Annotated in this window: 27 protein-coding genes; 14 read left to right on the top strand and 13 right to left on the bottom strand. The window is 68.1% G+C overall.

Annotation, left to right across the window (positions count from 1 at the left end; all coding sequences use genetic code 11):
- Positions 1 to 83 precede the first annotated feature (83 nt).
- Together AU187_RS22660 and AU187_RS22655 are read right to left on the bottom strand one after the other, a co-directional pair.
- Positions 84 to 950: an SDR family oxidoreductase gene (locus AU187_RS22660; RefSeq protein ID WP_059167312.1), complete on the bottom strand. Its 867-nt coding sequence runs from the start codon at positions 948 to 950 to the stop codon at positions 84 to 86.
- Positions 951 to 970: 20 nt separating this feature from the next.
- The gene (locus AU187_RS22655; RefSeq protein WP_059167311.1) at positions 971 to 1,831 is read right to left on the bottom strand and encodes an SDR family NAD(P)-dependent oxidoreductase; all 861 of its coding nucleotides are present in this window, start codon (positions 1,829 to 1,831) and stop codon (positions 971 to 973) included.
- Between the two features lie 17 nt (positions 1,832 to 1,848).
- Between AU187_RS22655 and AU187_RS22650 the strand changes: the two genes are divergently transcribed.
- Complete coding sequence (locus tag AU187_RS22650) at positions 1,849 to 2,355, top strand: GNAT family N-acetyltransferase (RefSeq protein ID WP_059167310.1); 507 nt, start codon at positions 1,849 to 1,851, stop codon at positions 2,353 to 2,355.
- Positions 2,356 to 2,408: 53 nt separating this feature from the next.
- Complete coding sequence (locus tag AU187_RS22645) at positions 2,409 to 2,687, top strand: hypothetical protein (protein ID WP_059099330.1); 279 nt, start codon at positions 2,409 to 2,411, stop codon at positions 2,685 to 2,687.
- Here the strand turns inward: AU187_RS22645 and AU187_RS22640 are convergent.
- Complete coding sequence (locus AU187_RS22640) at positions 2,684 to 3,421, bottom strand: MBL fold metallo-hydrolase (protein ID WP_059167309.1); 738 nt, start codon at positions 3,419 to 3,421, stop codon at positions 2,684 to 2,686. The genes AU187_RS22645 and AU187_RS22640 overlap by 4 nt on opposite strands.
- 35 nt (positions 3,422 to 3,456) lie before the next feature.
- Here AU187_RS22640 and fgd point away from each other — a divergent pair, with 35 nt between their 5' ends.
- From fgd to AU187_RS22620, 4 genes are read left to right on the top strand one after another with little or no spacing between them, the layout of a single operon-like run.
- Positions 3,457 to 4,464 (top strand): glucose-6-phosphate dehydrogenase (coenzyme-F420), encoded by a 1,008-nt coding sequence (fgd, locus tag AU187_RS22635; protein ID WP_059167308.1) that lies wholly within the window; start codon positions 3,457 to 3,459, stop codon positions 4,462 to 4,464.
- Positions 4,465 to 4,492: 28 nt separating this feature from the next.
- Positions 4,493 to 5,464, top strand: a complete 972-nt coding sequence (locus tag AU187_RS22630; protein WP_059167307.1) for an endonuclease/exonuclease/phosphatase family protein — start codon at positions 4,493 to 4,495, stop codon at positions 5,462 to 5,464.
- A gap of 21 nt (positions 5,465 to 5,485) precedes the next feature.
- Positions 5,486 to 7,588: a phosphate acetyltransferase gene (gene pta / locus AU187_RS22625; RefSeq protein ID WP_231740305.1), complete on the top strand. Its 2,103-nt coding sequence runs from the start codon at positions 5,486 to 5,488 to the stop codon at positions 7,586 to 7,588.
- On the top strand, positions 7,588 to 8,730 hold the full coding sequence (locus tag AU187_RS22620; RefSeq protein WP_059167306.1) for an acetate kinase: 1,143 nt from the start codon (positions 7,588 to 7,590) through the stop codon (positions 8,728 to 8,730). Before pta ends, AU187_RS22620 begins: the two co-directional genes overlap by 1 nt.
- On the opposite strand, the gene AU187_RS22615 is transcribed toward AU187_RS22620, so the two are convergent.
- The 4 genes from AU187_RS22615 to glnX all read right to left on the bottom strand — a co-directional run bounded on the left by AU187_RS22615 (position 8,665) and on the right by glnX (position 13,999).
- Positions 8,665 to 9,087, bottom strand: coding sequence for an STAS domain-containing protein (locus AU187_RS22615; RefSeq protein ID WP_172800340.1), 423 nt, complete (start codon positions 9,085 to 9,087; stop codon positions 8,665 to 8,667). The genes AU187_RS22620 and AU187_RS22615 overlap by 66 nt on opposite strands.
- A 348-nt stretch (positions 9,088 to 9,435) precedes the next feature.
- Positions 9,436 to 11,706 (bottom strand): serine/threonine-protein kinase PknG, encoded by a 2,271-nt coding sequence (locus tag AU187_RS22610; RefSeq protein WP_059099288.1) that lies wholly within the window; start codon positions 11,704 to 11,706, stop codon positions 9,436 to 9,438.
- A complete protein-coding gene (locus AU187_RS22605) occupies positions 11,706 to 12,662 on the bottom strand; it encodes a glutamate ABC transporter substrate-binding protein (RefSeq protein ID WP_156425472.1) in 957 nt (318 codons plus the stop codon). The genes AU187_RS22610 and AU187_RS22605 overlap by 1 nt, the downstream gene beginning before the upstream one ends.
- A 17-nt stretch (positions 12,663 to 12,679) precedes the next feature.
- Positions 12,680 to 13,999 carry a protein kinase G-activating protein GlnX gene (gene glnX, locus AU187_RS22600; protein ID WP_059099286.1) on the bottom strand — a complete coding sequence of 440 codons (1,320 nt, stop codon included), beginning with the start codon at positions 13,997 to 13,999 and terminating at the stop codon, positions 12,680 to 12,682.
- 112 nt (positions 14,000 to 14,111) lie between these two features.
- Between glnX and AU187_RS22595 the strand changes: the two genes are divergently transcribed.
- Positions 14,112 to 14,612: an NUDIX hydrolase gene (locus tag AU187_RS22595; RefSeq protein WP_059099285.1), complete on the top strand. Its 501-nt coding sequence runs from the start codon at positions 14,112 to 14,114 to the stop codon at positions 14,610 to 14,612.
- On the opposite strand, the gene thiE is transcribed toward AU187_RS22595, so the two are convergent.
- Positions 14,596 to 15,267, bottom strand: a complete 672-nt coding sequence (gene thiE / locus AU187_RS22590) for a thiamine phosphate synthase (RefSeq protein ID WP_059167304.1) — start codon at positions 15,265 to 15,267, stop codon at positions 14,596 to 14,598. The two genes, AU187_RS22595 and thiE, sit on opposite strands and share 17 nt — an antisense overlap.
- 163 nt (positions 15,268 to 15,430) lie before the next feature.
- On the opposite strand from thiE, the gene thiO reads away from it, so the two are divergent.
- Genes thiO through AU187_RS22560 form a run of 6 tightly spaced genes read left to right on the top strand, consistent with a single transcriptional unit; the run spans position 15,431 to position 21,169 of the window.
- Complete coding sequence (gene thiO / locus AU187_RS22585) at positions 15,431 to 16,444, top strand: glycine oxidase ThiO (RefSeq protein WP_059099283.1); 1,014 nt, start codon at positions 15,431 to 15,433, stop codon at positions 16,442 to 16,444.
- Positions 16,445 to 16,466: 22 nt separating this feature from the next.
- Positions 16,467 to 16,664 (top strand): sulfur carrier protein ThiS, encoded by a 198-nt coding sequence (gene thiS / locus AU187_RS22580; protein ID WP_059099282.1) that lies wholly within the window; start codon positions 16,467 to 16,469, stop codon positions 16,662 to 16,664.
- Positions 16,657 to 17,415 (top strand): thiazole synthase, encoded by a 759-nt coding sequence (locus AU187_RS22575; protein ID WP_059099281.1) that lies wholly within the window; start codon positions 16,657 to 16,659, stop codon positions 17,413 to 17,415. Before thiS ends, AU187_RS22575 begins: the two co-directional genes overlap by 8 nt.
- The gene (locus AU187_RS22570) at positions 17,412 to 18,200 is read left to right on the top strand and encodes an SGNH/GDSL hydrolase family protein (RefSeq protein ID WP_059099280.1); all 789 of its coding nucleotides are present in this window, start codon (positions 17,412 to 17,414) and stop codon (positions 18,198 to 18,200) included. Before AU187_RS22575 ends, AU187_RS22570 begins: the two co-directional genes overlap by 4 nt.
- Before the next feature lie 6 nt (positions 18,201 to 18,206).
- Entirely contained in the window at positions 18,207 to 19,721 is a 1,515-nt protein-coding gene (locus AU187_RS22565; RefSeq protein WP_059099279.1) for a M28 family metallopeptidase, read from the top strand.
- Positions 19,718 to 21,169: a M28 family peptidase gene (locus tag AU187_RS22560; RefSeq protein ID WP_059099278.1), complete on the top strand. Its 1,452-nt coding sequence runs from the start codon at positions 19,718 to 19,720 to the stop codon at positions 21,167 to 21,169. Before AU187_RS22565 ends, AU187_RS22560 begins: the two co-directional genes overlap by 4 nt.
- On the opposite strand, the gene AU187_RS22555 is transcribed toward AU187_RS22560, so the two are convergent.
- From AU187_RS22555 to AU187_RS22545, 3 genes are read right to left on the bottom strand one after another with little or no spacing between them, the layout of a single operon-like run.
- The gene (locus tag AU187_RS22555; protein WP_059099277.1) at positions 21,151 to 22,371 is read right to left on the bottom strand and encodes an APC family permease; all 1,221 of its coding nucleotides are present in this window, start codon (positions 22,369 to 22,371) and stop codon (positions 21,151 to 21,153) included. The genes AU187_RS22560 and AU187_RS22555 overlap by 19 nt on opposite strands.
- Positions 22,372 to 22,393: 22 nt before the next feature.
- On the bottom strand, positions 22,394 to 22,741 hold the full coding sequence (locus AU187_RS22550; protein ID WP_059099276.1) for a hypothetical protein: 348 nt from the start codon (positions 22,739 to 22,741) through the stop codon (positions 22,394 to 22,396).
- A gap of 13 nt (positions 22,742 to 22,754) precedes the next feature.
- Positions 22,755 to 22,979, bottom strand: coding sequence for a hypothetical protein (locus tag AU187_RS22545; protein ID WP_059099275.1), 225 nt, complete (start codon positions 22,977 to 22,979; stop codon positions 22,755 to 22,757).
- A 102-nt stretch (positions 22,980 to 23,081) separates the two neighbouring features.
- Here AU187_RS22545 and AU187_RS22540 point away from each other — a divergent pair, with 102 nt between their 5' ends.
- Positions 23,082 to 24,323: a TetR/AcrR family transcriptional regulator gene (locus tag AU187_RS22540; RefSeq protein WP_059099274.1), complete on the top strand. Its 1,242-nt coding sequence runs from the start codon at positions 23,082 to 23,084 to the stop codon at positions 24,321 to 24,323.
- Here AU187_RS22540 and AU187_RS22535 read toward each other — a convergent pair.
- Together AU187_RS22535 and AU187_RS22530 are read right to left on the bottom strand one after the other, a co-directional pair.
- Positions 24,290 to 24,568, bottom strand: coding sequence for a DoxX-related protein (locus tag AU187_RS22535; RefSeq protein ID WP_059099273.1), 279 nt, complete (start codon positions 24,566 to 24,568; stop codon positions 24,290 to 24,292). The two genes, AU187_RS22540 and AU187_RS22535, sit on opposite strands and share 34 nt — an antisense overlap.
- A 19-nt stretch (positions 24,569 to 24,587) precedes the next feature.
- Positions 24,588 to 26,075: a flavin-containing monooxygenase gene (locus tag AU187_RS22530; protein ID WP_059099328.1), complete on the bottom strand. Its 1,488-nt coding sequence runs from the start codon at positions 26,073 to 26,075 to the stop codon at positions 24,588 to 24,590.
- Positions 26,076 to 26,104: the final 29 nt, after the last annotated feature.

Raw genomic sequence — 26,104 nt, 5'->3', positions numbered from 1 at the left:
GCGGGTCCTACGCGCGAGATTGCACCCAGGGCTGTTCGTCCCGAATCACGACCCTGTATGCAATCTCGAGCGTAGGCGGCCGGTTAGGACTTGTCGGCCTGTCCCTCGACGACGCCCTGCGCGGTGCGGGCCCGGTCCTCGTAGTTCTTGCGGGCGGTGGTGTCGAATTCGAGGAATACGTTGTCGAGCCCGAGCTTGCGGTTCATCCACCGACGCCCGCGGGGGCCGAGCATCTGCGCGGCCTGGGCGGTGAAACGCAGGAACGGCGGGACCGCGACATGCGTCTTCGGCTTGTCGAGCGTCTTCACGATCGCTGCGGCGATCTCCTCCGGCTCGACCGGCTTGGTGCCGATCGTCTCCTTGGTGCCCGAGATCAGCTCGGTGCGGGTGAACGGCGGCATGACCACCGACACGTCGACGCCGTGCGGTGCGACCTCGTCGGCGAGCGCCGCGGTCAATCCGACCACGCCGAACTTGGCGCCCACATAGACCACCTGACCCGGCACCGGGATCAGCCCGGACAGCGAGGCGATGTTGATGACGTGGCCGCTGCGCCGCGTGATCATCTCCGGCAGCACCAGCTGGCAGCCGGTGATCACGCCGTACAGGTTGACCTCGAGCGTCGACCGGATCGACTGCTCGGACTCCTCGAGGAACGGGCCGATCGGCATCACGCCGGCGTTGTTGATCAACACGTCGATGCGGCCGCCGCCGTCGACGCGGGCCTTGTCGAGGAACGTCTCGAACGACTGCCGGTCCGTGACGTCGAGCGGGTAGCCGGACACCGAGCCGAGCTTGGTCAACGCAGCGACGGCCGACTCCTGCAGCGCGACATCGCGATCGCCGATGACCACGCGCGCCCCGCGAGCCAGCAGCGCCTTCGCGGTCGCGTAGCCGATGCCGCGGGCGGCGCCGGTGATCGCGATGGTCCTACCCCTGATGTTGTCCATGCGGCCGAACTTTACACCTGTCAAGTTTGGCTTGGAAGCGTGGCGGTCATTTCCCGGACACGCTTGAGCTGCAGACTTGCAAAGCGCAACGACACCGCGGGCGAGAGCCGTTCCAGATACCACCACGCCTTCCACCACGCAGGCACCACGATGACCGCGTCGTTCCGCAGCACGCGGCGAAGAGCGCGCTGCGCGAAAACCTCTGGTGCCATCGGCCGCGCCTGCTCCCAGGATTTGAGCAGGTCCTGCTCGGTGACACCGGGCAGGTTGTTCCGCCCGTACTCCCCGCCGGTCAGGATCGGCGTCCGGATCACGCCCGGACACAGCACCGAGACCTGCACGCCGTGACGCTTGGCCTCGACCCGCAGCGTCCGCGATAGCGCGACCACGGCATGTTTGGTCGCGGTATAGCTCGCCATGCTCGGATTAGTGGTGAGTCCGGCCATGGACGCGGTGTTGACGATGTGGCCGGAGCGTTGACGGATCATGATCGGATAGACCGCCTGGATGCCGTGCACCACGCCGCGCAGGTTCACGTCGATGACGTCGTTCCAGTCGTCGAGTGTGTACGAGTCGATCTCACCTGAGACCCCGATGCCGGCATTGTTGAACAGGAAGTCGATCCGTCCGGACTGCTGCACCGCGTCGGCGACGACGCTCTCGAACGATGGGTAGTCGCGCACGTCGAGCTCGACCGCATGTGCCGTTGCGCCACCGCTGTTGAGGCGTTGCGCCAACTCCTGCGCGGCGCCGATCTGGCGATCGGCGATCCATACCTCCGCGCCCCCGTCAGCGAGCCTGGCCGCCAGCGCTGCGCCGATGCCAGACGCCCCTCCGGTGATGAAAGCCACCTTGCCCGACACGCTCGGCTCCGAGGTCATTGCGGAAGGATAAGCGCGTGAGCGAGTCCGCCGCAGTCCATCAGCTCCGCTTCGTGTCGGTCGGTCAGGACGATCCGCTGGCCGAGCCGCTTCTCGCCGAACTCGCGGTCGAGTACGCCCGTCGCTACGGCGGCACCGAACAACGGGTGATGACGTGGCTGCGGAGCCATCCCGCCGACGAGTTCGAAGCCCCGAACGGCGGTCTGCTCATCGGCCTGAGCGGCGGACGACCCGTTACCGGCGGTGCGTTCCGCCGGTTCGACGATGCCACCGCCGAACTCAAGCGGATCTGGACCGACAGCGACCACCGGCAGCGTGGCTACGCCAAGGCGCTGCTGGGCGAACTGGAGCGCGAGATCGTCGCCCGCGGCTATGCCCGCGTCTACCTGACGACCGGCGACCGCCAACCCGAAGCCGAGGCGCTGTACCTGTCCGCGGGCTACACGCGCCTCGACGAGCCGCTACCCGCCGACGGCGAGGTGTATCCGATCGCGTTCGCCAAGGACCTGCGCCCCGGCCGATAAGCTGAATCGAGGTGTCGCCGACACCGGGGGTGATTGTGGCGTTATCGCAGACGATGGTCGGCTGGCTGCTGGTTGCGGCCGGTCTGTTGACGTTTCTGATCGGGGTGGCGTCGCGGGTGTTCATCGGTCGACGACGCGAGAGCAAAGCCGTCCGCACCATGGTGCACACCTTCCGCCGAACCGGGGTGGCGCGGGTGCTGTTCGGCCGCTTCGAAAGCGACGTGCTCGATGACGACGAGCTCGACGCCATGATCCTGATGCCGACGATCGTGGTCGCGTGCGGCCTGTGCCTGACCGCGGTCTTCCTGCTCGGCTACCAGAAAATCGTCTAAGTTCTGGCCGCCGCGGCCTCCGCCGCGTCTCGGATCGACCCCCGCCACACCGGGCCGTGCCCCGGCAGCAGCACCTCGGTGTCCAACAGGCCGAGCGCGGCCAGGCTGCGCACGCAGCCGTCCTGGTCGTGGTTGAACAGGCCCGGCAGCAGTTGCGGCCCGTCGTGCGACAGCAGCGGATGACCGGTGACCAACGCATCACCGCTCACCAGCACACCGTCGACGAGAAATGAGCAGTGCCCGCCGGTGTGGCCCGGCGTTGGAATCGCCATCGGCTTGCCGGGCAGGCCCGCCGCGACCTCTGCGGTGAGGGCCTGCGCGGAGGATATTCCGTCGCGCACCATCCCGCCCTTGCGGGTGATCGCCACCGACCACGTGAGGTAGCGCGGCTGCCAGATGTGCCTGGCGATGTCGACCGGCGACGCCTGCTCGAGATACTCCCGCTTGGCGTGACCGACCTCGGCGGCGTGGCAGTACACCGGCGTGCCGTGCGTTTTCGCGAACCAGATCGCCGAGCCGAAGTGGTCGATGTGCGCGTGCGTCAACACAATTGCGCGCAGGTCGTCGACGTCGAAGCCGAGCTGGCGCACCGACCGCAACACGTCGTCGCGGTTGCCGGGGAAGCCGGTGTCGATCAACACCACCCCGGTGTCGTCGGTGACCAGCGTCCAGTTGACCAGTTCGGTGTAGGCGAAGTGGACGCTGTCGGTGATGGCGCTCAGCTCTGCTGCCATGCCGCGAGTTTAGGAGGGTGGAGTAGAAACGACGTGTGGACTTGAAACTCGGATACAAGGCGTCGGCGGAGCAGTTCGCGCCACGGGAACTGGTCGAGCTGGCCGTGGCCGCCGAAGAGCACGGCATGGACAGCGCGACGGTCAGCGACCACTTCCAGCCGTGGCGCCACGAGGGCGGTCACGCACCGTTTTCCCTGGCGTGGATGACCGCGGTCGGCGAGCGCACCAAGAGCCTGATCCTCGGCACCTCGGTGCTGACCCCGACGTTCCGGTACAACCCCGCGGTGATTGCGCAGGCCTTCGCGACGATGGGCTGTCTGTATCCGAACCGGATCTTCCTCGGCGTGGGCACCGGCGAGGCGCTCAACGAGATCGCCACCGGCTACGAGGGCGACTGGCCGGAGTTCAAGGAGCGTTTCGCCCGGCTGCGGGAGTCGGTCAAGCTGATGCGCGAGTTGTGGCTGGGGGACCGGGTCGACTTCGACGGCGAGTACTACCGCACGAAGGGCGCCTCGATCTACGACGTGCCTGAGGGTGGCATCCCGGTGTACATCGCGGCGGGAGGGCCGGTGGTCGCCAAGTACGCGGGCCGCGCTGGCGACGGGTTCATCTGCACCAGCGGCAAGGGCGAGGAGCTCTACAAAGACAAGCTCATCCCCGCCGTTTCCGAAGGCGCAGCGGCCGCGGGCAGAAACGTCGACGACATCGACCGGATGATCGAGATCAAGATCTCCTACGACACCGACCCCGAGCTTGCGTTGGAGAACACCCGGTTCTGGGCGCCGCTGTCGCTGACCGCAGAGCAGAAGCACTCCATCGATGATCCGATCGAGATGGAGAAGGCCGCCGACGAACTGCCCATCGAGCAGGTGGCCAAACGGTGGATCGTCGCGTCGGATCCGGACGAGGCCGTCGAGAAGGTCGGCCAGTACGTCGAGTGGGGGCTGAACCACCTGGTGTTCCACGCCCCCGGCCACGATCAGCGCCGGTTCCTCGAGCTGTTTCAGCGCGACCTCGAGCCGCGGCTGCGCCGCCTCGGCTGATTCACGTCGAGAACCCCTCCCGCACAAGATGATTCGAGTACCGGCAACGGTCCTCGGCGCGCTCGCGTTCGCGGTGGCGCTCGCAGGGCTGCTGTCACGCTATCTGCCGATCGATCACGAGATCGTGCTGATCCTCGCGGCGGCGGCGCCGTACCTGACAGCGGCGGGCATCGCGGCCATGGCGCTGTTCGCCGTGGCGCGGCGGTGGGTACCGACGATCCTGGCCGCGGTGTTGTGCCTGGTGATGCTCGCCGTGCTCGCCCCGCGGTACTTCGGGCCGGAGAAGACCCCGGTGCCCTCGGTTGCGCTGCGGGTCGTGACGGCCAACCTCGGTATGGGGCGGGCGGACGCGCGTGCGATCGTCGAACTGGCGACCGGGTCGGCGGATGTGCTCGTCGTGCAGGAGATGACGCCGGAAGCCGCGAACGCGATGTCGGCCGCCGGACTCGACGCCGCGTTCGGCCACCGGGTGCTCGACCCGCGCCCGATGGCGGCGGGCATCGGCGTGTGGAGCCGTCATCCGATCGTGGCCTCCGCCTCCGTCGCGGGCTATCAGATGCCGATGCTCAGCGCCCGCGTCCGCGTGCCCGGGGTACGGGCCGACCTGACCGTGCTCGCCGTGCACCTGGCCGCGCCGTGGGTGCAGCCGTTGCGCTGGTTCAGCGGCGACATCGCGCGGTTACCCGAGACGCTGCGGGCCGTCGCCCGTGACGCCGGTTCCGGCGCGGTCGTCGTCGCCGGCGACCTCAACGCCACCTACGACATGCGACCGTTCCGGGCCCTGCTGGCAGAGGGGTATCGCGACGCTGCCGAGCAGGCCGGCGCGGGCATGACCCGCAGCTATCCCGGCAAGCGGTTCCGGTTGCCGGTGATCGGCATCGACCATGTGCTGACGCGTAACTGTGCGGCGACGGCGGCCTACACCGCCCCGCTTCCAGGCTCCGACCACCGCGGACTCGCGACCACCGTCGACGTGCCGATGGAACCGACCGCAGGATGAGATTGCCTTAGGCTGGGTCGCGTGCCCGCCGACCCCGTTCCGGAGCCGTTGTCTTCACGCGAGCGCTCAACCGCCATCTACGTGGCATCGCCGGAAGGGGACACCGGCAAGTCGACGGTCGCGCTGGGCATCCTGCACCGGCTGACGGCCACGGTGGCCAAAGTCGGTGTCTTCCGGCCGATCACCCGGCTCGGCGAGGACCGCGACTACATCCTCGAACTGCTGCTCGAACACAGCACCGCCGGGCTGCCCTACGACGACTGCGTGGGCGTCGGCTACGAGCGGCTGCACGACGACCCCGACGGCGCGCTGGCCGACATCGTCGACCGGTACCACCGAGTGGCCGACCGCTGCGACGCGGTGTTGATCGTCGGCAGCGACTACACCGACGTCGCCGCGCCCAGCGAGCTGTCGACCAACGCGCGTATCGCGGCCAACCTCGGCGCCCCGGTGGTGCTGGCGGTGAAAGCCAAGGATCGCACTCCCGAGCAGGTCGCCCACATCGTCGACATCTGCCTCGGCGAGATCGCCGCCCAGCACGCGCACACCGCGGCTGTCGTCGCCAACCGCTGCGATCCGGCTCAGCTGTCCGCGGTGACCGACGCGCTGAAACGCTTCGAGCCCAAGTGCTACGCGCTGCCGGAGGAGCCGCTGCTGGTCGCGCCCTCGGTCGCCGAACTGCAGCAGGCCGTGGAAGGCACGCTGCTCAGCGGTGATCCGGCGCTGCTGTCACGTGAGGCGATGGATCTGATGGTCGCGGGCATGACCGCCGAACGGGTACTCGAGCGACTCACCGAGGGTGTCGCCGTGATCGCGGCGGGTGACCGGTCCGACGTCGTGCTCGCGTTGGCCAGTGCCCATGCCGCCGAGGGCTTTCCGTCACTGTCCTGCATCATCCTCAACGGTGGCCTGGAACTGCATCCGGCGATCGCCGCGTTGGTGTCGGGGCTGGGGTTGCGGTTGCCGATCATCGCAACCAGGTTTCGGACGTTCGAGACGGCGAGCCGGGTGGCGTCGGCCCGCGGCCGGGTGACGGCGACTTCGGTGCGCAAGATCGACACGGCACTGGCGCTGATGGAGTCCCACGTCGACATCGCGGAACTGCTTGCCCAGCTGGCGATCCCGATACCGGCGGTAGTCACTCCGCAGATGTTCACCTACCAGTTGCTGGACTGGGCGCGGTCCGACCGTAAGCACATCGTGCTGCCGGAGGGTGACGATGACCGCATCCTGACCGCGGCGGGCCGGCTGCTGCACCGCGGCGTCGCCGAGCTGACGATCCTCGGCGACGAATCGCAGATCCGGCCCCGCGCAGCCGAACTGGGCGTCGACATCTCCGGCGCCACGGTGCTCAACCCGCAGACCAGCGACTTGTGCGACAAGTTCGCAGAGCAGTACGCCGAACTGCGAAAGCACAAGGGCGTCACCGTCGAACAGGCCCGCGAGACCATCCACGACGTCTCGTACTTCGGCACCATGCTGGTGTACAACGACATGGTCGATGGCATGGTGTCCGGGGCGCGGCACACCACCGCGCACACGGTGCGACCGGCGTTCGAGATCATCAAGACGCTACCCGACGTCGAGACCGTGTCCAGCATCTTCCTGATGTGCCTGGCCGACCGGGTACTGGCCTACGGTGACTGCGCGATCGTCCCGGATCCGACCTCGGAGCAACTGGCCGACATCGCGATCTCGTCGGCACGCACCGCGGCCAGCTTCGGAATCGAACCGCGGGTCGCGATGCTGTCCTACTCGACGGGCACCAGCGGATCCGGCGCGGAGGTCGAGAAGGTCAGGGCGGCAACCGAACTGGTCATCGCGCGGGAGCCGGATCTGCTCGTCGACGGGCCGATCCAGTACGACGCCGCGGTGGAACCGTCGGTGGCGAAGTCCAAGATGCCGGACTCGAAGGTGGCCGGCCGAGCGACGGTGCTGATCTTCCCGGACCTCAACACCGGCAACAACACCTACAAGGCGGTGCAGCGCAGCGCGGGCGCGATCGCGATCGGACCGGTGCTGCAGGGGCTGAAGAAACCCGTCAACGACCTCTCGCGCGGGGCGTTGGTGGAGGACATCGTCAACACCGTGGCGATCACCGCCATCCAGGCGCAGACACTCTGATGGCCCGCAGCGTCCTGGTGCTCAACTCGGGTTCGTCGTCGCTCAAATATGCTGTCGTCGAGCCTGATTCAGCGGATATGGTGGTGGACGGCATCGTCGAGCGTATCGGGGAGGGCCAGGTTCGCGACCACGCCGAGGCGCTGCAGAAGGCGTTCGACCAGATGGCGGAGTCGGGGCAGCGGCTCGACACGCTCGGGCTCGTCGCCGTCGGGCACCGGGTCGTCCACGGCGGTCCGGACATCTATCAGCCGACACTCATCGACGACGCGCTGGTCGCCAAGATCGACGAATTGTCCGCCCTTGCGCCCCTACACAATCCGCCCGCGCTGTTGGGTATCGAGGAGGCGCGCAAGGCGCTGCCCGACCTGCCCCATGTCGCTGTCTTCGACACCGCGTTCTTCCACGATCTACCGCCTGCGGCCGCGAACTACGCGATCGACCGCGACGTTGCCGCGCAGTGGCACATCCGTCGATACGGCTTCCACGGCACGTCGCACCAGTACGTCAGCGAACAGGCCGCCGCGTATCTGGGGGAGCCGCTGGACTCACTGCGCCAGATCGTGTTGCACCTGGGCAACGGCGCATCGGCGTCGGCCATCGTCGGTGGACGCCCGGTGGACACCTCCATGGGATTGACTCCGATGGAGGGGCTGGTGATGGGCACCCGGTCCGGAGACATCGATCCCGGTGTGCTGGTTTACCTGTGGCGCACCGCGAACATGGGCGTCGAGGACATCGAGGAGATGCTCAACCGCCGATCCGGTGTACGTGGCCTCGGCGGCGAAATCGATTTCCGGGTCCTTCACCAGCGCATCGAATCCGGGGATACCGCAGCACAATTGGCGTACGACGTGTATATCCACCGGCTGCGCAAGTACATCGGCGCGTACCTGGCGCTGCTGGTCTCCGCCGACGTCATCACGTTCACGGCGGGTGTCGGCGAGAACGACGCGGCGGTGCGCCGCGACGCGCTGAGCGGGCTGGCGCCGTTGGGAATCGAGCTCGATGAACGGCTCAACGCCAGCCCCGAGAAGACGGCCCGGCGCATCTCGGCCGATAGTTCCCCGACGACGGTGCTAGTGGTTCCCACTGATGAGGAGTTGGCGATCGCTCGCGCCTGCACCCACCTCGTCGAGCAGTGAGCGCGGCTTGTCGAGCGGCAGCTCGCCCGCGGGATCGCAGATGGCCAGCAGCCGGCGCACCTGCCTGCCGCAGCGCACCTCCCAGTCGATCCCGCTCCGTGAACAGATCACGTTGATGTAGTGCAGGGCGGCGAATCCCGCCGTGCCGAAGAAGTCGACGAGCCGAAGGTCGATCACCAGGCGTCTGGTGCCCGCGATCTGTCCTTCCACGTATCCGGCGAGGGCGCGGCTGTTGGTCGCATCGAGCTCTCCATCGACCGTCACGAGGACCGTCGAACCTTTCCGGTGAGACGCCGAGAAGCTAGCGCGGTGATGGTGTTCGCACCGATCGAACGACCGGGGATCCGGCCGGAACACCCTGCAGGTTCCTACAGCGGACACGGTGCACTCCTGTTGTCGAGACGCATTTGAAACCGCCGATGCCGTCAGGGCGCCTTACTGTTTCTCCGAGCCGCACGTCGGGAGTTCACACCCCGATGACTTCTGCAGTTGGCTGTGACCTCAACCTGTGATGCAGATTACTACGGATTCCGCGAGCAGACCATCGAGTGTTACTACATGCGCGGACGCTGTAAAGAAGCGCTCCGTGGGGCCGGGTTTGCTGACGCCGCCTACGGATTCCGTAGGCTCCCATCGTGTGGGGTCGCCGGCGGCGACGACGACTTTTGCCAAGCGGCGAGCGGCCAGGACGGCGTGGCCGGACCGCTAGAACGTGCTCGTCGGGCGGACACTGTTGGCGAGGTCGACCAGCGCATAGCGATGCGCCTGGGTGGGCGACACGCGGGCGAGGGCGCGAAGCGACGCCTCCACGCCGAGCTGCAGCCCGTGCTCGGTGAACGGGAAGCCGAGGATGTGGTTGGTGCTCGCGGTGTTGTCGGCCAGCCAGTCCATCGCGGTGCCCAGCACCAGGGCCCGGATCTGCAACACCCGCGGTTCGGTGTCGGGCAGCGCCTCCACGCGGCGGGCCGCGTCGCGGATCTGCTGCTCGGTGATCTCGCTCGACGACCGGCCGGAAAGCAGCGTGACCGCACTGGTCAGCCGGGCGGTGGTGAAATGCCGGGACATCGCCGGCACCTTGTCCAACGTCTTGACGGCGGCGTCTCGCTCACCGGCCGCAGACTGTGCGCGGGCCAGTCCGAAGCCCGCCGAGATCACCCCGTTGTCGGTGGACCACACCGTGTTGTAGAACTTGCCCGCCGGGGTTTGCTGAGCGGCGCCGCCGGCCAGTTCAGCCGTGGCCGCCAGGGCCAGCTTGGGCGCCAGCTCACCGGGCATGGTGTCCAGCACCTCGGTGAAATGCTTTGTCGCCGAAACATAGTCGGCGGTCAGCAGCTCGGACACCGCCTTGAACCAGACCAGCCGCCAGGGCCAGCCCACCCGCCCGGCCAGGTCGTCGAGCTTTCGGGTGGCCTTGGCGACGTCGCCAAGGTCCAGCAGGGCGCGCGCCTCCATCAGCGGCAGCTCGACCGAGTCGGACAGATCGATGCCCTCGGACTCCAGCGCCCCGTGCCGAGCCGCCCGCAGCTGGTCGAGCGTCTGCACGGGTTGGCTCAACACGCTGGCCGACAACACCGCCGCGCCGACGTCGGTCGGGTCCACCAGCGGAACCGGCAGCGCCTTGACGATCTCCTGGGCCGTCAGCCGTTCGGAGTGCACCTGCCCGTCCAGGTACACGTCGGTGTGCGCGACCAGCAGATCGATGCCGAACGTGGACCGGGCGGGCGAAAAGACCGTCGACAGACCGGGTCTCGGCGACCCGGTGTCCTTGGCCACGACTTCGCGCAGCACGCCGAGCAGCTGGCCCGACATCTCGTCCGCGCTGCCGAACCGGCGCCGGGGGTCCGGGTCGATCGCCCGGCGCAGCGCGCGGCCGAACGAGTCGTACTCGGCCAGCACCGGATCGTCCTCGGGCAGCCCGTCGACGTAACGGCCCTTGCGGGTGCGCAGGTTGAGGGTCAGCGCGGCGAGGGTGCGCCCGACGGTGTAGATGTCGGTCGCCACCGTCGGCCCGGTGCGCACGATCTCGGGCGCCTGGTATCCCGGGGTGCCGTAGAGGTAGCCGAACGAGTTGATCGTCGACACCGCACCGAGGTCGATCAACTTGAGCTGCTCCTCGGTGATCATTATGTTCTCGGGCTTGAGGTCGTTGTAGGTCAGCCCGATCGAGTGCAGATAGCCCAGCGCCGGCAGGATCTCGAGCATGTAGCCAATGGCTTGGGCGACGGGCAGCTTCTCACCCTTGGCCTGTTTGAGCGAGGTGCCGCCGACGTACTCCATCACGATGTAGCCGACGGGGTTGCCGTGCTTGTCCTCGTGCTCGACGAAGTTGTAGATCTTCACGATGCCGGGATGGGTCACCTCGGCGAGGAACTGCCGTTCGGCCATCGCGATCTTCTGCGCCTCGGCGTCGCCGGAGTGCACCAGACCCTTGAGCACCACGGGCCGCTCGTTGACGTTGTGGTCGAACGCCAGGTACACCCAGCCCAGTCCGCCGTGCGCGATGCAGCCCTTGATCTCGTACTGGTCGGCGACCATGTCACCCGGATTCAGCTGGGGCAGAAAGGAGTACGGGCTACCGCAGTGCGGGCACCAGCCTTCCGACTGGGCGCGTTTGCCGCCGCCGGAGCGGCCGACGGGACGTCCGCAGTTCCAGCAGAACCGTTTGGACTCGGCGACCACCGGGCTGGACATCAGCGCTTCGAGCGGGTCCTTGGCGGGCACCCGCGGGATCTCCACCAGGCCGCCACCGAGGCGCCGCGTCCGCGACAATGCCCTCGTCGTGGTGGTGTGGTCCTGCGGCTCGGTGTCGCCGGTGCCCACCGAGGCGCCCTCGGAGTCGTCGTCGAACTGCGGCCGGAACACCGCCTGGGTGGCCATCGGGCGGATGGTCGACGCCGAGTCCATGCCCATGTCGTCGAAGCTCGCGGGTTGTGTGCCCGGGCCCTCGTCGAACTCTTCGCGCTGTGTCTCGGACATCAGTCGGAGTACCTCGCAACCGGGGGCGCGGGCGCGGGCCCGAGCACCGTGAGCCACTTGCGGTACAACGTGTTCCACGTGCCGTCACGGCGGATACGTTCGAGCGTGCCGTTGACGAACCGGATCAAACCGGTGTTCTCCCGGTTGATCCCGATGCCGTAAGGCTCCTCATTGAGGCTCGGCCCGACGATGTGCAGGTACGGATCCTGTGACACCAGGCCGGCCAGGATCGAGTCGTCGGTGCTGACCGCGTCGACCTGCCGCTGCTGCAGCGCCACCAGACAGTCAGCCCACGTCACCACCCCGACGATGATCGGTGACGGGGTGATCTGCTGGATCCGCTGCAGCGACGTCGTGCCCTTGGCGACGCACACCCGCCGGCCCGACAGGTCCGACGCCTGCCGGATCGTCGAGTCGCGGGGCGCGAGGATGCGCTGATTGGCAGTCAGGTAGACGGTGGAGAAGCCGACCACTTTCTTGCGTTCGCAGGTGATCGTCATGGTCTTGACGACGACGTCGACCTGGTTGTTCTGCAGGGCGGCGATGCGGTCGGCCGACGACAGGATGCGGAACTCCACCTGGGACGGGGTGCCGAAGATGTCGCGCGCGATCTCACCGGCGATGTCGACGTCGAATCCGGTGACCTGACCGGTGATCGGGTCGCGGAACGAGAACAGGTTGCTGCCGATGTCGAGCCCCACGACCAGCCGGCCGCGCGCGCGGATGTCCGCGACCGCCGCATCGGCCTCGGCTCGGGTGTTGAACGGTCGCAGGCTCGCCGTGCGGTTGCACTCGTCCTCGGATTCGTCCGGCGGGCGAACTGGCCGGGGCGGCAGCTCCTCCATGCCGGCCGGGGTGGGCGGCGGCAGCGTGACATTGGGCGTCGACGTCACCGACGCCGCCTGTCCGCATCCGGTGAGCACCAGTGCGGCGCTGGTGAGGATCCCGAAGAGCACCCCGAAAAGCCTGGCTGTCACCGGTACTCACTCAACCTCGGCCAGAGTCCCAGCGCCACCGCGACTGCCGCGGCGACGCTGAGTACCGCGGCTCCGACGGTCGCGCCGGACAACACCCGGTGAGCGTTGATGATGTCGTTGCGCAACTGGTTCCGGCTCTCTTCGATGCCCTTGCTCAGCGCCTCGTCGAGCTTGTTGAACGCCGGCGTGGAGTCGTCCTCGCCGGTGCCCAACGCCACCTGGGTCGCGGCCTGGTAGTTACCGACGCCGATGTAGGCGTTGATCCGGTCGTCTGCGGCGCGCCACTTCTTCAACAGTTGTTCGGCCTCGGCGAGATCGGTCTTGTCGATCGCGTCGTCGCGAGCCAGATAGTCCGAAAGCTGTTGCTGCATCATGTCGATGCGTTGGTAGTAGGACTGCTTGCGCACCTCCTCGTCGCCGCGCCGGATCAACGAGAGCGTCTCATCGGCGCGCGCCTGCTGGGCGGTGATCGCGAGGTTCGTGATGGTCTTCAGGGACTCCGCGGCGGTGTCCTTGGCGCTGCGGCTGTCGGCGGTCGAGATGATCAGCGCCGTCCCCACCCAGATCAACATGATCAGCACCGCCAGGCCGCCCGCGACGAAGCCGATGTTGATCCGCCTGCGGGTGCGGCGGGCCAGCCAGCGGTTGGCGAACACGCCGAACAACAGGGTCGCCAGAACGACGAGGATGACCGGGCCCGGGATCCGGGTGGACGCGCTGGTCTCGGCATCCACCCGTGCCGAGGTCTCTTCGTAGAGCCGCTGCGCGCTGGGCAGGATCTGGGTCTGCATCAACGCCGACGCCTCGGACAGGTAGGAGGAGCCGACCGGGTTGCCCGATCGGTTGTTGGTGCGCGCGGTCTCGACCAGACCGGTGTACATCGACAGCTCGGCGTTGACCCGGCCGAGCAACTGCACCAGATCCTCGTCGGTGAGCCCGCTCGATGCCCGGGTCACCGCGACCGACGCGTCGGTGATCGCCTGTTCGTATCGGTGCCGGACGTCGCGGGGCTCCGCGCCGGCGATGAACGCCGTGGCCGCGGCGGCATCGGCCACCGAGAGCGTCGTATACAGCTGTCCGGCGGCGAACGCCAGCGGTTCGGTGTGGTTGAGCACCGTGGTGAGTGCCTGCTGACGGTCGTTGATCGTCGTCGAGGTGGCGAATGCGCTGGCGATCACGAGCGCGGAGAGCACCACCCCGATGGTCAGGATCCGGCCGGGTGTGGTCCACAGGAACCACCACCGTTGGTGCGCCGGTGTTCCCGGTGACCGCGAGGCGAGCGGCTCCGTCGACGGGTGCGCCAACTCCACAGTCACGTTCGCGCGGACCTCATCAGCATCGCTTTCCGGCTCGTCGTTCCGACCGCTCTCAACTGTATAAAAGAAGTCTAAGAGTTTCCGGCAACGCGGGCGCCCCTATTGTTGAGGCGTGCGTGGCGACGGTGACGGCTGGGTGGTTTCGGCGGGCCAGGCCTACTGGGGTAGGTACGGCGCGGCCGGCCTACTGCTGCGGGCTCCCGGCCACAACGGCGCTGCGGTGGTGCTGCTCCAGCACCGGGCGCCGTGGAGTCATCAGGGCGGCACCTGGGGTCTGCCCGGCGGCGCGCGGGACAGTCACGAGACGGCCGAGCAGGCCGCCATCCGGGAGGCGCACGAAGAGGCGGGCCTGCCGCAGGACCGGCTGACCGTGCGCAAGGTGGTCCAGACGAAGATCGTCGCGGCCGATGGAGTCAGCTGGACGTACAGCACGGTCATCGCCGATGCGCCCGCGATGCTGCACACCGTGCCCAACCAGGAAAGCGCCGAGTTGCGCTGGGTCGCCGTCGACGAGGTCGCCGAGTTGCCGCTGCATCCCGGCTTCGCCGCGAGTTGGGAGCGGCTGCGCGACGAGTTCGCCTCGATCCCGCTTCTTGTCAACCCGCAGCTCTGAGCGCCGCCTTCAACTGTGCGGCGGCCGCTCGAGGATCCTCGGCGGCTGTGATCGCCCGCACCACGACGATGCGCCGCGCGCCGGCCGCCAGCACTTCGGGCAACCGCGCTGCGTCGATGCCGCCGATCGCGAACCACGGCTTGGCCGTATCCCGCCGGGCCGCGTGCCGGACCAGGTCGAGGCCGGGGGCGGGCCGGCCCGGTTTGGTCGGCGTGGGCCAGCAGGGGCCGACGCAGAAGTAGTCGACGGCTTCGGCGATCGCGGCGTCGACCTGATCGACGTCGTGGGTGGAACGGCCGATCACCGGCCGATCGCCGACGATGTCGTGGGCGACAGCAAGCGGAAGATCGTCCTGGCCCAGGTGCAACACGTCCGCGCCGGCGGCCACGGCGATGTCCGCGCGGTCGTTGACGGCCAGCAGTGCGTTGTGGCGGCGCGCGGCGTCGCCGAGCACCTCGAGCGCCTCGAGTTCCTGACGCGCCTCCAGAGGGCCGAACCGCTGCTCGCCCGCTGACCCCTTGTCCCGGAGCTGGATGAGGTCGACGCCGCCGGCCAACGCCGCGTCGGCGAACTCCGCGAGATCGCCCAGTTCACGGCGGGCGTCGGTGCACAGGTACAGCGACGCGGTGGCCAGGCGCTTCCGAGGTTCGTGCACACCGCGACGCTAGCCGATCGGCGCCGCACGCCCGATCGTCGCTGACGCCGCCGGGTAGGGTGGATTGACGAACGCGGGAGTCCCGGGACCGGGGACTGAGAGTGGGCATGCGCACCTGCCCTTACCGTCGCACCTGATCCGGGTCATGCCGGCGAAGGGAGGGATGTTGACCAACGCAAGTCTCGCCGTGATCGGCGGCGGCGTCATCGGGTTGGCCGTGGCGCGTCGCGCGCTGATGGGCGGCTGGAACGTGCGCGTGCACCGCACCGACGAACGGGGCGCGTCGTGGGTCGCGGGCGGCATGCTGGCCCCGCACAGCGAGGGCTGGCCCGGCGAGGAGAAGCTGCTGCAGCTGGGGCTGGAGTCGCTGCACCTGTGGCACGGCGGCTTCCTCGACGGCCTGCCCGACGACGTCGTCACCGCACGTGAGTCCCTGGTCGTCGCCGTCGACCGCGCCGACGCCGCCGACCTCAGGACCGTCGGCGAGTGGCTGGCGGCCCAGGGGCATCCGGTGACGGTGACGTCGAGCGCCCGGGACATCGAACCGCTGCTGGCACAAGGTATCCGGCACGGCTTTCGCGCCGAAACCGAACTGGCCGTCGACAACCGCGCGGTGGTGCGGGAGCTGGCCGCGCTGTGTGAGCGGCTCGGGGTGCAGTGGGCGCCGCCCGTGTCAGATCTCGCCCAGGTAGAGGCCGACGCCGTGGTCATCGCGAACGGCGTTGACGCGCCCACCCTTTGGCCCGATCTGCCGATCCGCCCGGTCAAGGGCGAGGTGCTGCGACTGCGGTGGCGCCGCGGCTGCATGCCCGTACCGACGCGGGTCGTTCGCGCCCGGGTTCACGGCAGGCAGGTGTACCTGGTGCCCCGCGCCGACGGAGTCGTGGTCGGCGCGACCCAATACGAACACGGCCGCGACACCGCACCGGCGGTGACGGGAGTACGCGAACTGCTCGACGACGCATGTGCGGTGATGCCCGCCCTGGGCGAGTACGAATTCGCCGAATGCGCTGCGGGCCTTCGGCCGATGACCGTCGATGGACTGCCGCTCGTCGAACGCCTCGATGAGCGCACACTGGTCGCTGCGGGCCATGGGCGCAACGGATTTCTTCTCGCGCCGTGGACCGCCGAACGGATCGCGGCCGAACTCGATGTGATGGTTGGAGCAATGCGATGACGCGTACGCGAGGAGCAATGCGATGAAGGTACTTGTCAACGACGAAGCGGTTGAAGTGGATGCGCAGACGACGGTCGCCGCGCTCATGGAACGACTGGGCTTCCCGGAGAAGGGCATCGCGGTCGCGGTGGACTGGTCGGTGTTGCCGAAGTCGGAGTGGCATATCGCGCTGTCCGAGGGCGCCCGCGTCGAGGTGGTGACGGCGGTGCAGGGTGGCTGATACGAAACTGACCATCGCCGGTCGCGAGTTCGGTTCGCGGCTCATCCTCGGCACCGGCGGCGCGGCGAACCTCGCTGTGCTGGAAGAGGCGCTCGTCGCCTCCGGTACCGAATTGACCACCGTGGCGATGCGGCGCGTCGACGCCGAGGGCGGCACCGGAGTGCTCGAGCTGCTCAACCGCCTGGGCATCACGCCGTTGCCCAACACCGCGGGTTGCCGCGGCGCGGCCGAGGCGGTGCTGACCGCGCAACTCGCGCGCGAGGCGCTGCACTCCGACTGGGTGAAGCTCGAGGTCATCGCCGACGAACGCACGCTGCTACCCGACGCGGTCGAACTGGTCAGGGCGGCAGAGCAATTGGTCGACGATGGCTTCATCGTGCTGCCCTATACCAACGATGACCCGGTGCTCGCGCGCCGGCTCGAAGACATCGGATGCGCGGCGGTGATGCCGCTGGGTTCGCCGATCGGCACCGGTCTGGGCATCGCCAACCCGCACAACATCGAGATGATCGTCGAGGCCGCTTCGGTTCCCGTGGTGCTGGACGCGGGCATCGGCACCGCCAGCGACGCCGCGTTGGCGATGGAACTCGGTTGCGACGCCGTGCTCCTGGCCTCCGCCGTCACCCGTGCCGCGGATCCGCCCGCCATGGCCGCAGCGATGGCCGCCGCCGTCACCGCCGGTCATCTGGCGCGGCAGGCGGGTCGCATTCCGAAGCGGTTCTGGGCCCGGGCTTCCAGTCCGGCCCCATGAGTCGTTATGTCGCACTGGGAAGTTCGATGGCGGCCGGCCCGGGAATCGCGCCCCGTGCCGATGGCGCACCCCGGCGCGCGGGCCGATCGGCGCGCAACTACCCGCACCTGGTCGCCGAGAAGTTGGGGCTCGACCTCGTCGACGTGACGTATTCCGGCGCGACCACAGCCAATGTGCTGCACGAGGCGCAATATGATGCGCCGCCGCAGGTTTCGGCGTTGGACGGCAGCGAGGACCTGGTCACCGTGACCATCGGCGGCAACGATGTCGGCTACGTACAGATGTTGTTCGCCGCCGGCCTGCCGCCCGCCCTACGAAAGGTGCCGCTGCTGGGCGGGCTGCTGCGCGCACAACTGGACCCGCGGGCCCGCGAGGCGGCGCTGACCGAGGTCGCCGCGTCGCTCGAGGAGGTCGGCCGGACTTTGCGTACCCGCTCACCGCGCGCGACGGTGTTGTTCGTCGACTACCTCACCTTGCTGCCGCCTGCCGGTACGGCGGCGCCGCCGCTGTCCGAGACCGACGTCGCGGCCGGCCGTCACGTCGCCGCAACGCTGGAGCGGCTGACCGCCGAAGCGGCGGCCACCACCGGCTGCGGACTGGTACGGGTCGCCGAGCCCAGCCGCGCACATCACGCCTGGTCGGCCGATCCCTGGGCCACGAATTTCGGGCTGCTCACACTTTTCCAGCCTGGCACCCCTGCCCCCTTGCATCCCAACGCGGCGGGCATGCGCGCCGTGGCGGAGTTTGTTGTCGCTCAGCTGACGGGCCCGGCGACGCTAACGTAGTGGGCAATGAGCCACACAAGGGTTTCGAAAGCAATCGCGCTGATGTCGGCCGCCGTCGTGGTGCTCGGCGGATGCGGCCGCGACAAAGAGCAACCGACGGTGCAGCCGCCCACCACGCAGGCCGGCGTCGCACCCGCGGCCGTGGAGTTCGCCAGGACGCTCGCGCAGCGAACCTCCGCCGACGCCATGTACGCGCACCTGGTCCGGTTGCAGGAGATCGCCGACGCCAACGACGGTAACCGGGCGCTGGGCACAGCGGGTTACGACGCCAGCGTCGAGTACGTCGCTGACATACTGCGCGACAACGGTTTCGACGTGCAGACACCCGAGTTCGAGGTGCGGCTACCGTTCGCCGACGAACCTGCGCTGACCGTCGGCGGTACCGAGATCACCGCGAAGCCGTTGAACTTCACGATCGGCACGCCGCCCGACGGCGTGTCGGGGCCACTGGTGCCCGCCCGCGTCGAGGACACGCCGGGATGCACGGCCTCCGACTACGAGGGCCTACCCGTCAAGGGCGCCGTCGTGCTCGTCGACCGCGGCGTGTGCCCGTTCTCGGACAAGGAGCAGGCGGCGGCCGAACGCGGAGCGGTGGCCTTGATCGTCGCCAACAACGAGGAGAACGACGAGATGGGAGGCACCCTCGGGGAAGACACCGAGGTGGAGATCCCCGTCGTGAGCATCTCCAAGGCCGAGGGCGAACGGCTGCGGGCCGCTCCGGGCGACACCACGCTCAAACTCAATGCGGGCGTGCGTACAGAACACACCCGCAATGTCATCGCCCAGACCAAGACCGGCGACACGCACAACGTCGTGATGGCCGGAGCCCATCTCGACAGTGTCCCGGAGGGACCCGGCATCAACGACAACGGCTCCGGAGTGGCAGCTGTCCTCGAGGCCGCGGTGCAGTTGGGCGGTTCCCCCGACGTGCGCAACGCGGTACGGTTCGGCTTCTGGGGTGCTGAGGAGGTCGGGCTGTTCGGGTCGAACAACTATCTGCAGTCGCTGGATGTCGAGGCGCTCAAAGACATTTCGATGTACCTGAACTATGACATGGTCGCATCGCCGAATCCGGGCTACTTCACCTACGACGGAAACCTATCCCTGCCGCCCGACGCGGACGGCGCCCCGAGCCGGATACCCGAAGGCTCGGCGGGCATCGAACGCACCCTGGTGGCATACCTCGACGCGGCCGGAAAACCGGCAGAGGACACGACTTTCGACGGCCGCTCCGACTATGACGGATTCGCCCTGGCCGGCATCCCGTCAGGCGGCACCTTCTCGGGCGCCGAGAAGGACATGACACCCGAGCAGGCCGAGAGTTGGGGCGGCGAGGCCGGCCAGCCGTTCGACCCCAACTACCACAAGGCTTCCGACACCCTGGACCACATCGATCGCACCGCGCTGGGCATCCACGGCGCGGGGGTGTCGTACGCGATCGGTATCTACGCGCAAGATCAAGGTGGCCCCAACGGCTTGCCCACCCGCGATCTGCGGACCCGCCACGCGCTCGCCTCATGAGACGGTGGGCGGCCAGTATCGGAGTCGTTGTCGGGGTCGTCGCGGCACTGACGTCGTGCTCATCGCAGGAGCCGCCGCCGACGCCGCAGGACCTGGCGGCCAAGGTCGGCGTCGACGGAATGTTCACCCACCTGCGCAAGCTGCAGGAGATCGCCGACGGCAACGACGGTAACCGCGCCGAGGGCACCGCCGGCTACGACGCCACCGTCGACTATGTCGCGAATTTCCTGCGCGACAGGGGATTCGACGTCACGACTCCGGAGTTCGAGCTGCTCGACCGTATCCAGGGCGGCAACCCCGCGATGCGGGTGGGCGGGCGCGAGTTCCCCGTCGACCAGGCGTCTCTACTGATCACCACTCCGCCCGGCGGTCTGAACGCCGTCACGCTGCGGCCGCGCAAAGCCGCCGGCTGCCGTGCGTCCGACTACGACGGCACATCGGTGCGGGGCGCGATCGCCGTCGTCGACGACACCGGCTGCTCGGTCGTCGACAAACAGAACGCGGCGGTCTCCGAGGGCGCCGTCGGCCTTCTCGTGGTCAGCACCCCGGGACCGGGCGGCAGCCCCGCCGGTCTGTTCACGCCGGGCTACTACCAGGACCTCACCGTTCCGGTCGGGGTGATCGACCGGAACGCCGACACCGCCCTGCGGCGGACCACGGCGCCGGTGCGGCTGATCCTCGACGGCGAGCCGGTCATGAAGAGAACCCGAAATGTAGTGGCGCAGACCAGGTCCGGAGACCCTCACAACGTCGTCCTGGCCGGCGCACATCTCGACAGCTCCGCTGCCAGCCCGGGCGTGAACGACGACGCGACGGGAATCGCTGCGCTGCTGGAGACCGCGGCGGCGTTGGGTTCGCAGCCGCCGGCGGCCAACGCGGTGCGCTTCGCGTTCTGGGCGTCGGAGGAGAACGGGTCGGCCGGGCCGACGAAATACCTGCAGGGACTCTCGCCGGACGAACTGCGCGACATCGCGCTGTATTTGAACTTCGACATGCTCGGCTCGCCCAATGCCGGCTACTTCACCTACGACGGTGACCAGTCGGCCCAGCCCAACCCGGAGATCCCCACCCGCTCGGTGCCTGCCGGTTCGGCCGGTCTCGAACGCACGCTGGCCGCCTACCTCAACACCGCGGGCGTGCGGCCCGCCGACATGCCGCTGAGCCAGTTCACCGACTACTACCCGTTTCTCGCCGCGGGGGTGCCGATCGGCGGTCTGACGGCCGGCGCCTCGCAACGCAAAAGTGAAGTGCAGGCGCGTCTTTGGGGTGGCCGAGCGGGAGTCCCGTTCGACCCGAACTATCGGACCAAACGGGACACCGTCGACAGCATCAACCGGGACGCGCTCTCGGTGCTCGGGCCGGCGGTCGCCTACGCCGTCGGCACCTACGCGCGGTCGCTCGACGGGGTCAACGGCGTTCCGCCACGGGATCAGCGGCGCAGCCGGTAGGCGACGGCGCCCACGAGCACGACGACCCCGCCGACAAGCACAGACGAGAGCGGCAACAGGACGGCCAGCAGCAGGCAGCCCGCCAGCCCGATCGTCGGAATCGTTCGGCGGCCCAGGGTCCAGGCCGATGCGTTGGCGATCGCGTAGTAGAGGAGCACCGCGAACGACGAGAACCCGATCGCGTCGCGTACGTCGACGGCCACGGCCAGCGCGGCGACGGCCACCCCGACCACCACCTCGGCGCGGTGCGGGCTGCCGAACCGCGGGTGCACGGCCGACAATGCGTGCGGCAGGCGGCGGTCACGCGCCATCGCCAGCGTGGTGCGTGACACCCCGAGGATCAGCGTCAGCAGCGCGCCGAGCGCTGCCACAGCGGCGCCGGCGCGCACCACGGCGTCGAGGCCGGGGAAGCCGGCCTGGGTCACCGCATCGGCCAGTGGCGCCGTCGCGGAAGCAAGTGCGTCGCTGCCCAATTCGCCCAGCACCGCGATTGCGACGAGGGTGTAGACGGCGAGCGTGATGGCCAGCGCCAGCGGTATCGCGCGAGGGATGGTCCGGGCGGGATCGCGGACCTCCTCACCGAGGGTCGCGATCCGCGCGTAGCCCGCGAACGCGAAGAACAGCAAGCCGGCGGACTGCAACACGCCTGTGAGCGAGGCATCGGCGTGGAGTGACAATTGGGCGGTATCAACTTCGCCGAAGCCGAGGACCGTCACCACCACGGCGCTGAGCACCGCGAGCACCAGGGCGACGACGACGCGGGTCAGCACTGCCGACTTCTGAATCCCGGCGTAGTTCACGGCGGTCAACGCGACGACCGCGCCGACCGCGACCCCGCGCGCCGAGGCGGGCCACACGTAGTAGCCGACCGTGAGTGCCATCGCCGCGCACGACGCGGTCTTGCCGACGATGAAGCTCCAGCCCGCGGTGAAGCCCCAGAATTCGCCGAGGCGTTCGCGTCCGTAGACGTAGGTGCCGCCCGACTGCGGATAGCGCGCCGCCAGCCGCGCCGACGATGTCGCGTTGCAGTAGGCCACCACGGCGGCGATCGCGAGACCGATGAGCAGCGCCGACCCCGCCGCGGCCGCGGCGGGTCCGAGGGCGACGAAGATGCCTGCACCGATCATCGAGCCCAGCCCGATGGTCACCGCGTCGAAGGTGCCGAGGCGCCGGTGCAGCGCTGGGCCGTCCGGCGTGCTCACCGCCGGAATGCTAGTTCAGGCCTTAATGAGGTGCGGCGTTGTGGTGCGGCTGCAACGACTCGCGCGCGGAGGTCGTCGCGGCCGCGACCAGGGTGGTGAGAAGTACCGCGCCGGCGAGCACCACCATCGAGATCGTCCACATCCGGCGGCCGAGCAGCGCGTTCTCGCACTGCTCGACGTAGTTGTCCTCACCGACGGTCGCGGCCGCCTGGGTGAGATTGGTGACGTAACCCGTCCCGCACTTGATCTGCCAGCCGTACTGGTCGTAGCTGTCCAGAAACACCGGGAAGTTCATCGCCAGCAAGCCGATGATCAGCACGACGCCGGCGACGATGCCGGTATAGGCGAGTCGATGATGTCGCTGAGACAACCTGTTCCCCCGTTCATGTCATACAGACGTCTGCGAACAGCAGCACCGGCCAGGATACGATCGCCCCGAGATACGAGACGACCAGGTCGGCTCCCGCCATCTGCCGCAGATGTTCGGTGTGCATGGTGGACCAGAAAACGCCGACGAGCAGATACGGCGTGCCGATGACCAGCGCCACCGTGATCAGCTCGCCGATGGAGACCTGAAAGCCCAGAATCTTGCGCAGCGCCCCGAACACGCCCTTATGTTAATGGCCATTCTGCTTGATCGGGCAAGTTCGCTCATTATTGGCAACCGAAGTGGGCCGATATGTAGGCGCTTGGTCCGTTATCGTGTTGCCATGTCGCGCACTCGGCCGGCGAGCGGTGACGCGGTCCGGCGCCGGCCGAAGGACCGCAAGGCGCAGATCGCCCGCGCATCCGCCGAGGCGTTCAGCGCGCTGGGCTTCTACGGCGTGAGCATGGAAGCGATCGCATCCCGGGTAGGGATCTCGGCGGCCGCGCTGTATCGGCACTACGCGAGCAAGTACGACCTGTTCCGCGATGCCGTGCTGAGCCTGGGACAACAGCTGGTAGACGCCACGGCGTTCGCCGACGGGTCCGCGACCGAGGATCCGCAAGTGCAACTGCGCCGGTTGGTCGCCGCGCTCACCGACACCGCGATGGCGAATCGGGAATCGGGTGGCCTCTATCGCTGGGAAGGCCGTTATCTACGCGGCGACGACCAGGCGTCGCTCATCGCACAGATGCGCACCGTCCACCACCGCATCCAACACCCGCTCGGTGTCCTGCGGCCGGAGCTGACGTCACGGCAACGCTGGACGCTGTCCATCGCCGTGTTGTCGGTCATCGGCAGCATCGTCGACCATCGAGCGAAGCTGCCCGCCGTCCAGGTGCGGGCGCTGTTGGCCGACCTAGCGCAAGCGGTCGTGGCGATGGAACTGCCCGACATCGACCCTGTCACCGAGCAGCCGCCCGCGCCGCTTCCCACGGGTACCGAGCCGTCGAAATACGAAGCGCTGCTCAACGAGTCGATGCGGTTGTTCAACATCAAGGGGTACCGCGACACGAGCATGGAGGACATCGCCGCGGCGGTCGGCATGCCCGCGTCGGGCATCTACCGCTACTTCGCCGGCAAGAGCGACATTCTGGCGGCGGCGTTCCGCCGCGCGGCCGATCGGCTCTCGGAGGAGATGACGGCCATCACCGGTTCGATCGCGGACCCCGAAGACGCGCTGAGCGCGGTCATCGACGCCTACGTGGCCAGGTCGTTCGCGCAGCCCGAACTCGACTACGTTTACTACACCGAGCGGCTCAACATGTCGCCGACCGACCAGAAGATCCTGCGCAACATGCAGCGCGCCACCGTCGAGTCCTGGATGGAGTTGGTGGTTGCGGTGCGGCCGGAGTGGACGCCGGGTCAGGCCCGGTTCGCCGTGCACGCGGCCATGTCCCTGGTGATCGACATGGGCCGGTTGATGCGATACGCGAACACGCCGCAGAACCGGGCGGTCCTGCAGCGGCTGCTGGACGTGACGCTGGTCGGCCGCTACCGGTTACGCGCCACGTTGCCCGCCAAGTAGGCCAGGTAACCGACAGCCCCGACGAGCGCCAGTTTGCGGGTCTTGCGGATGGCCAGCCCGAGTCCGAGTGCGGTCTCGATGGCGCCGTTGAGGTAGATGTACTCGCGGGTGTTGTCGGGAAACGCCTGTACGGTCACCGACTCGAACAGCTCTGGCTTGGCGAAGTGCGCGAGACCCGTGGCGGCGACGCCCAGACCTGCCAACGTGGCCGCGCGCGAACCGCTGCGCGACTCCTGAAGTGACACAGCTGCTCTTCCTATCTGCTCACGCGATTCGGTAGTCGCTCAGCGGGAACGTGGCGGCCTCCTGGAACGCGGTACGGGTCCGCATCGGGCGCAGCAGCGTCGCCTCGCCGCTCGGGTTGAAATAGTAGGACCGGGATGCCACGCAGTTCCCTCTCGTGAACACCGAGTCGCCGTTGAGTTCGGTCATCCGCGCCAGGTCGCGGGCATTGGCATCCTCGGTGATTTCGAATGTCGTTGCTCCGCGGCGCTTCATCTCACCAAACAGCCGTTCCATGTGCCGCATCTGATATTCCACCGAGTTGAAGAAGTTGAACCCGATGAAGGCGAACGGGCTGGCCAGGCTGAGGTAGTTCGGGAAGTACGGCATCGACATCCCTTGATAGGCCTGGAATCGGGTTTCCCGCCACCACTTTCCGAGGTCTCGGCCCTCACGCCCGATGATCTCGATCGCGGGGAAGTTTGCTTCCCACAGGTCGTATCCGGTGGCGAGGACGAGAGTGTCGATGATCGTCTTGGTGCCGTCGACGTTGACGATGCCGTCGGCTTCGATGTGGTCGATACCGTCGGCCTGCAGGTTCACGTTCGGCTTGGTGAAGGTCCGGTAGTAGCTGTTGGAGAATGTCGGCCGCTTGCAGCCGAAGTCATAGCCGGGCGTGAGCTTGGCGCGAAGCTTCTTGTCGCGGATCGAGGCGAACCGGAACATCTTGTCGACGTCTCCCGCGCCGACGAGGAGACGGCGGAAGAGAAGCCGGCGATGGTGCAGCGACGTGTAAGCGAAGAACTCGTAGATGGCGTCGGTGACGGCGCGGACAAGCCGCTGGGTCAGCGGGATCCTGGCGAACAGTCGCTTGGCACGGTCGGACAAGCCGAAGTCGATTCGGGGGTACACGTAGGTCGCGGTGCGTTGATAAACCGTCAGGACGCCGGCTGTCTTGGCCAGCTCGGGGATCAGCTGAACGGCGGTGGAGCCGGTGCCGATGATCGCGACGCGGCGCCCGGCAGGGTCGTAGTCGTCGTCCCAGGCGGCAGTGTGGATGACTTTGCCCTCGAAGTCGGCGATGCCGGGGATGTCCGGCAGGCGTGGTTGCGACAGGAAGCCGGTCGCGGTGATGAGAAAGCGGGCGACGAGCGTTTCGCCGCCCCTCAGTGCAATGCTCCAGACCCGGGCGTCCTCATCCCAACGGGCGCCCTCGACGGTGGTCTCGAAGCGCATGTGGCGGCGGACGTCGTACTTGTCGGCGACCTCGTTGGCGTACTGCCTGATCTCCGCGCCGGTCGAGTAGATCCGCGACCACTTCGGGTTGGGTTCGAAGTTGTACGAGTAACTTGTGGTGGGAACGTCCACGGCGAGACCGGGATAGTGGTTGACGTACCAGGTGCCGCCGAGATCGGACTCGCGGTCGACGATCACGAAATTCTCGTAGCCCATCCGCTTGAGCTGGATAGCCGCGCCGATGCCACCGAAACCGGCGCCGATGATGACGGCGTCGAATTGTTCCGAAGTCATGTAAAAACGGTACCTCAGGTACCACACAC

The sequence above is a fragment of the Mycobacterium sp. IS-1556 genome (assembly GCF_001499985.1).
GTDB lineage: Bacteria > Actinomycetota > Actinomycetes > Mycobacteriales > Mycobacteriaceae > Mycobacterium.
This window is presented reverse-complemented; position numbering and strand designations above follow the sequence as displayed.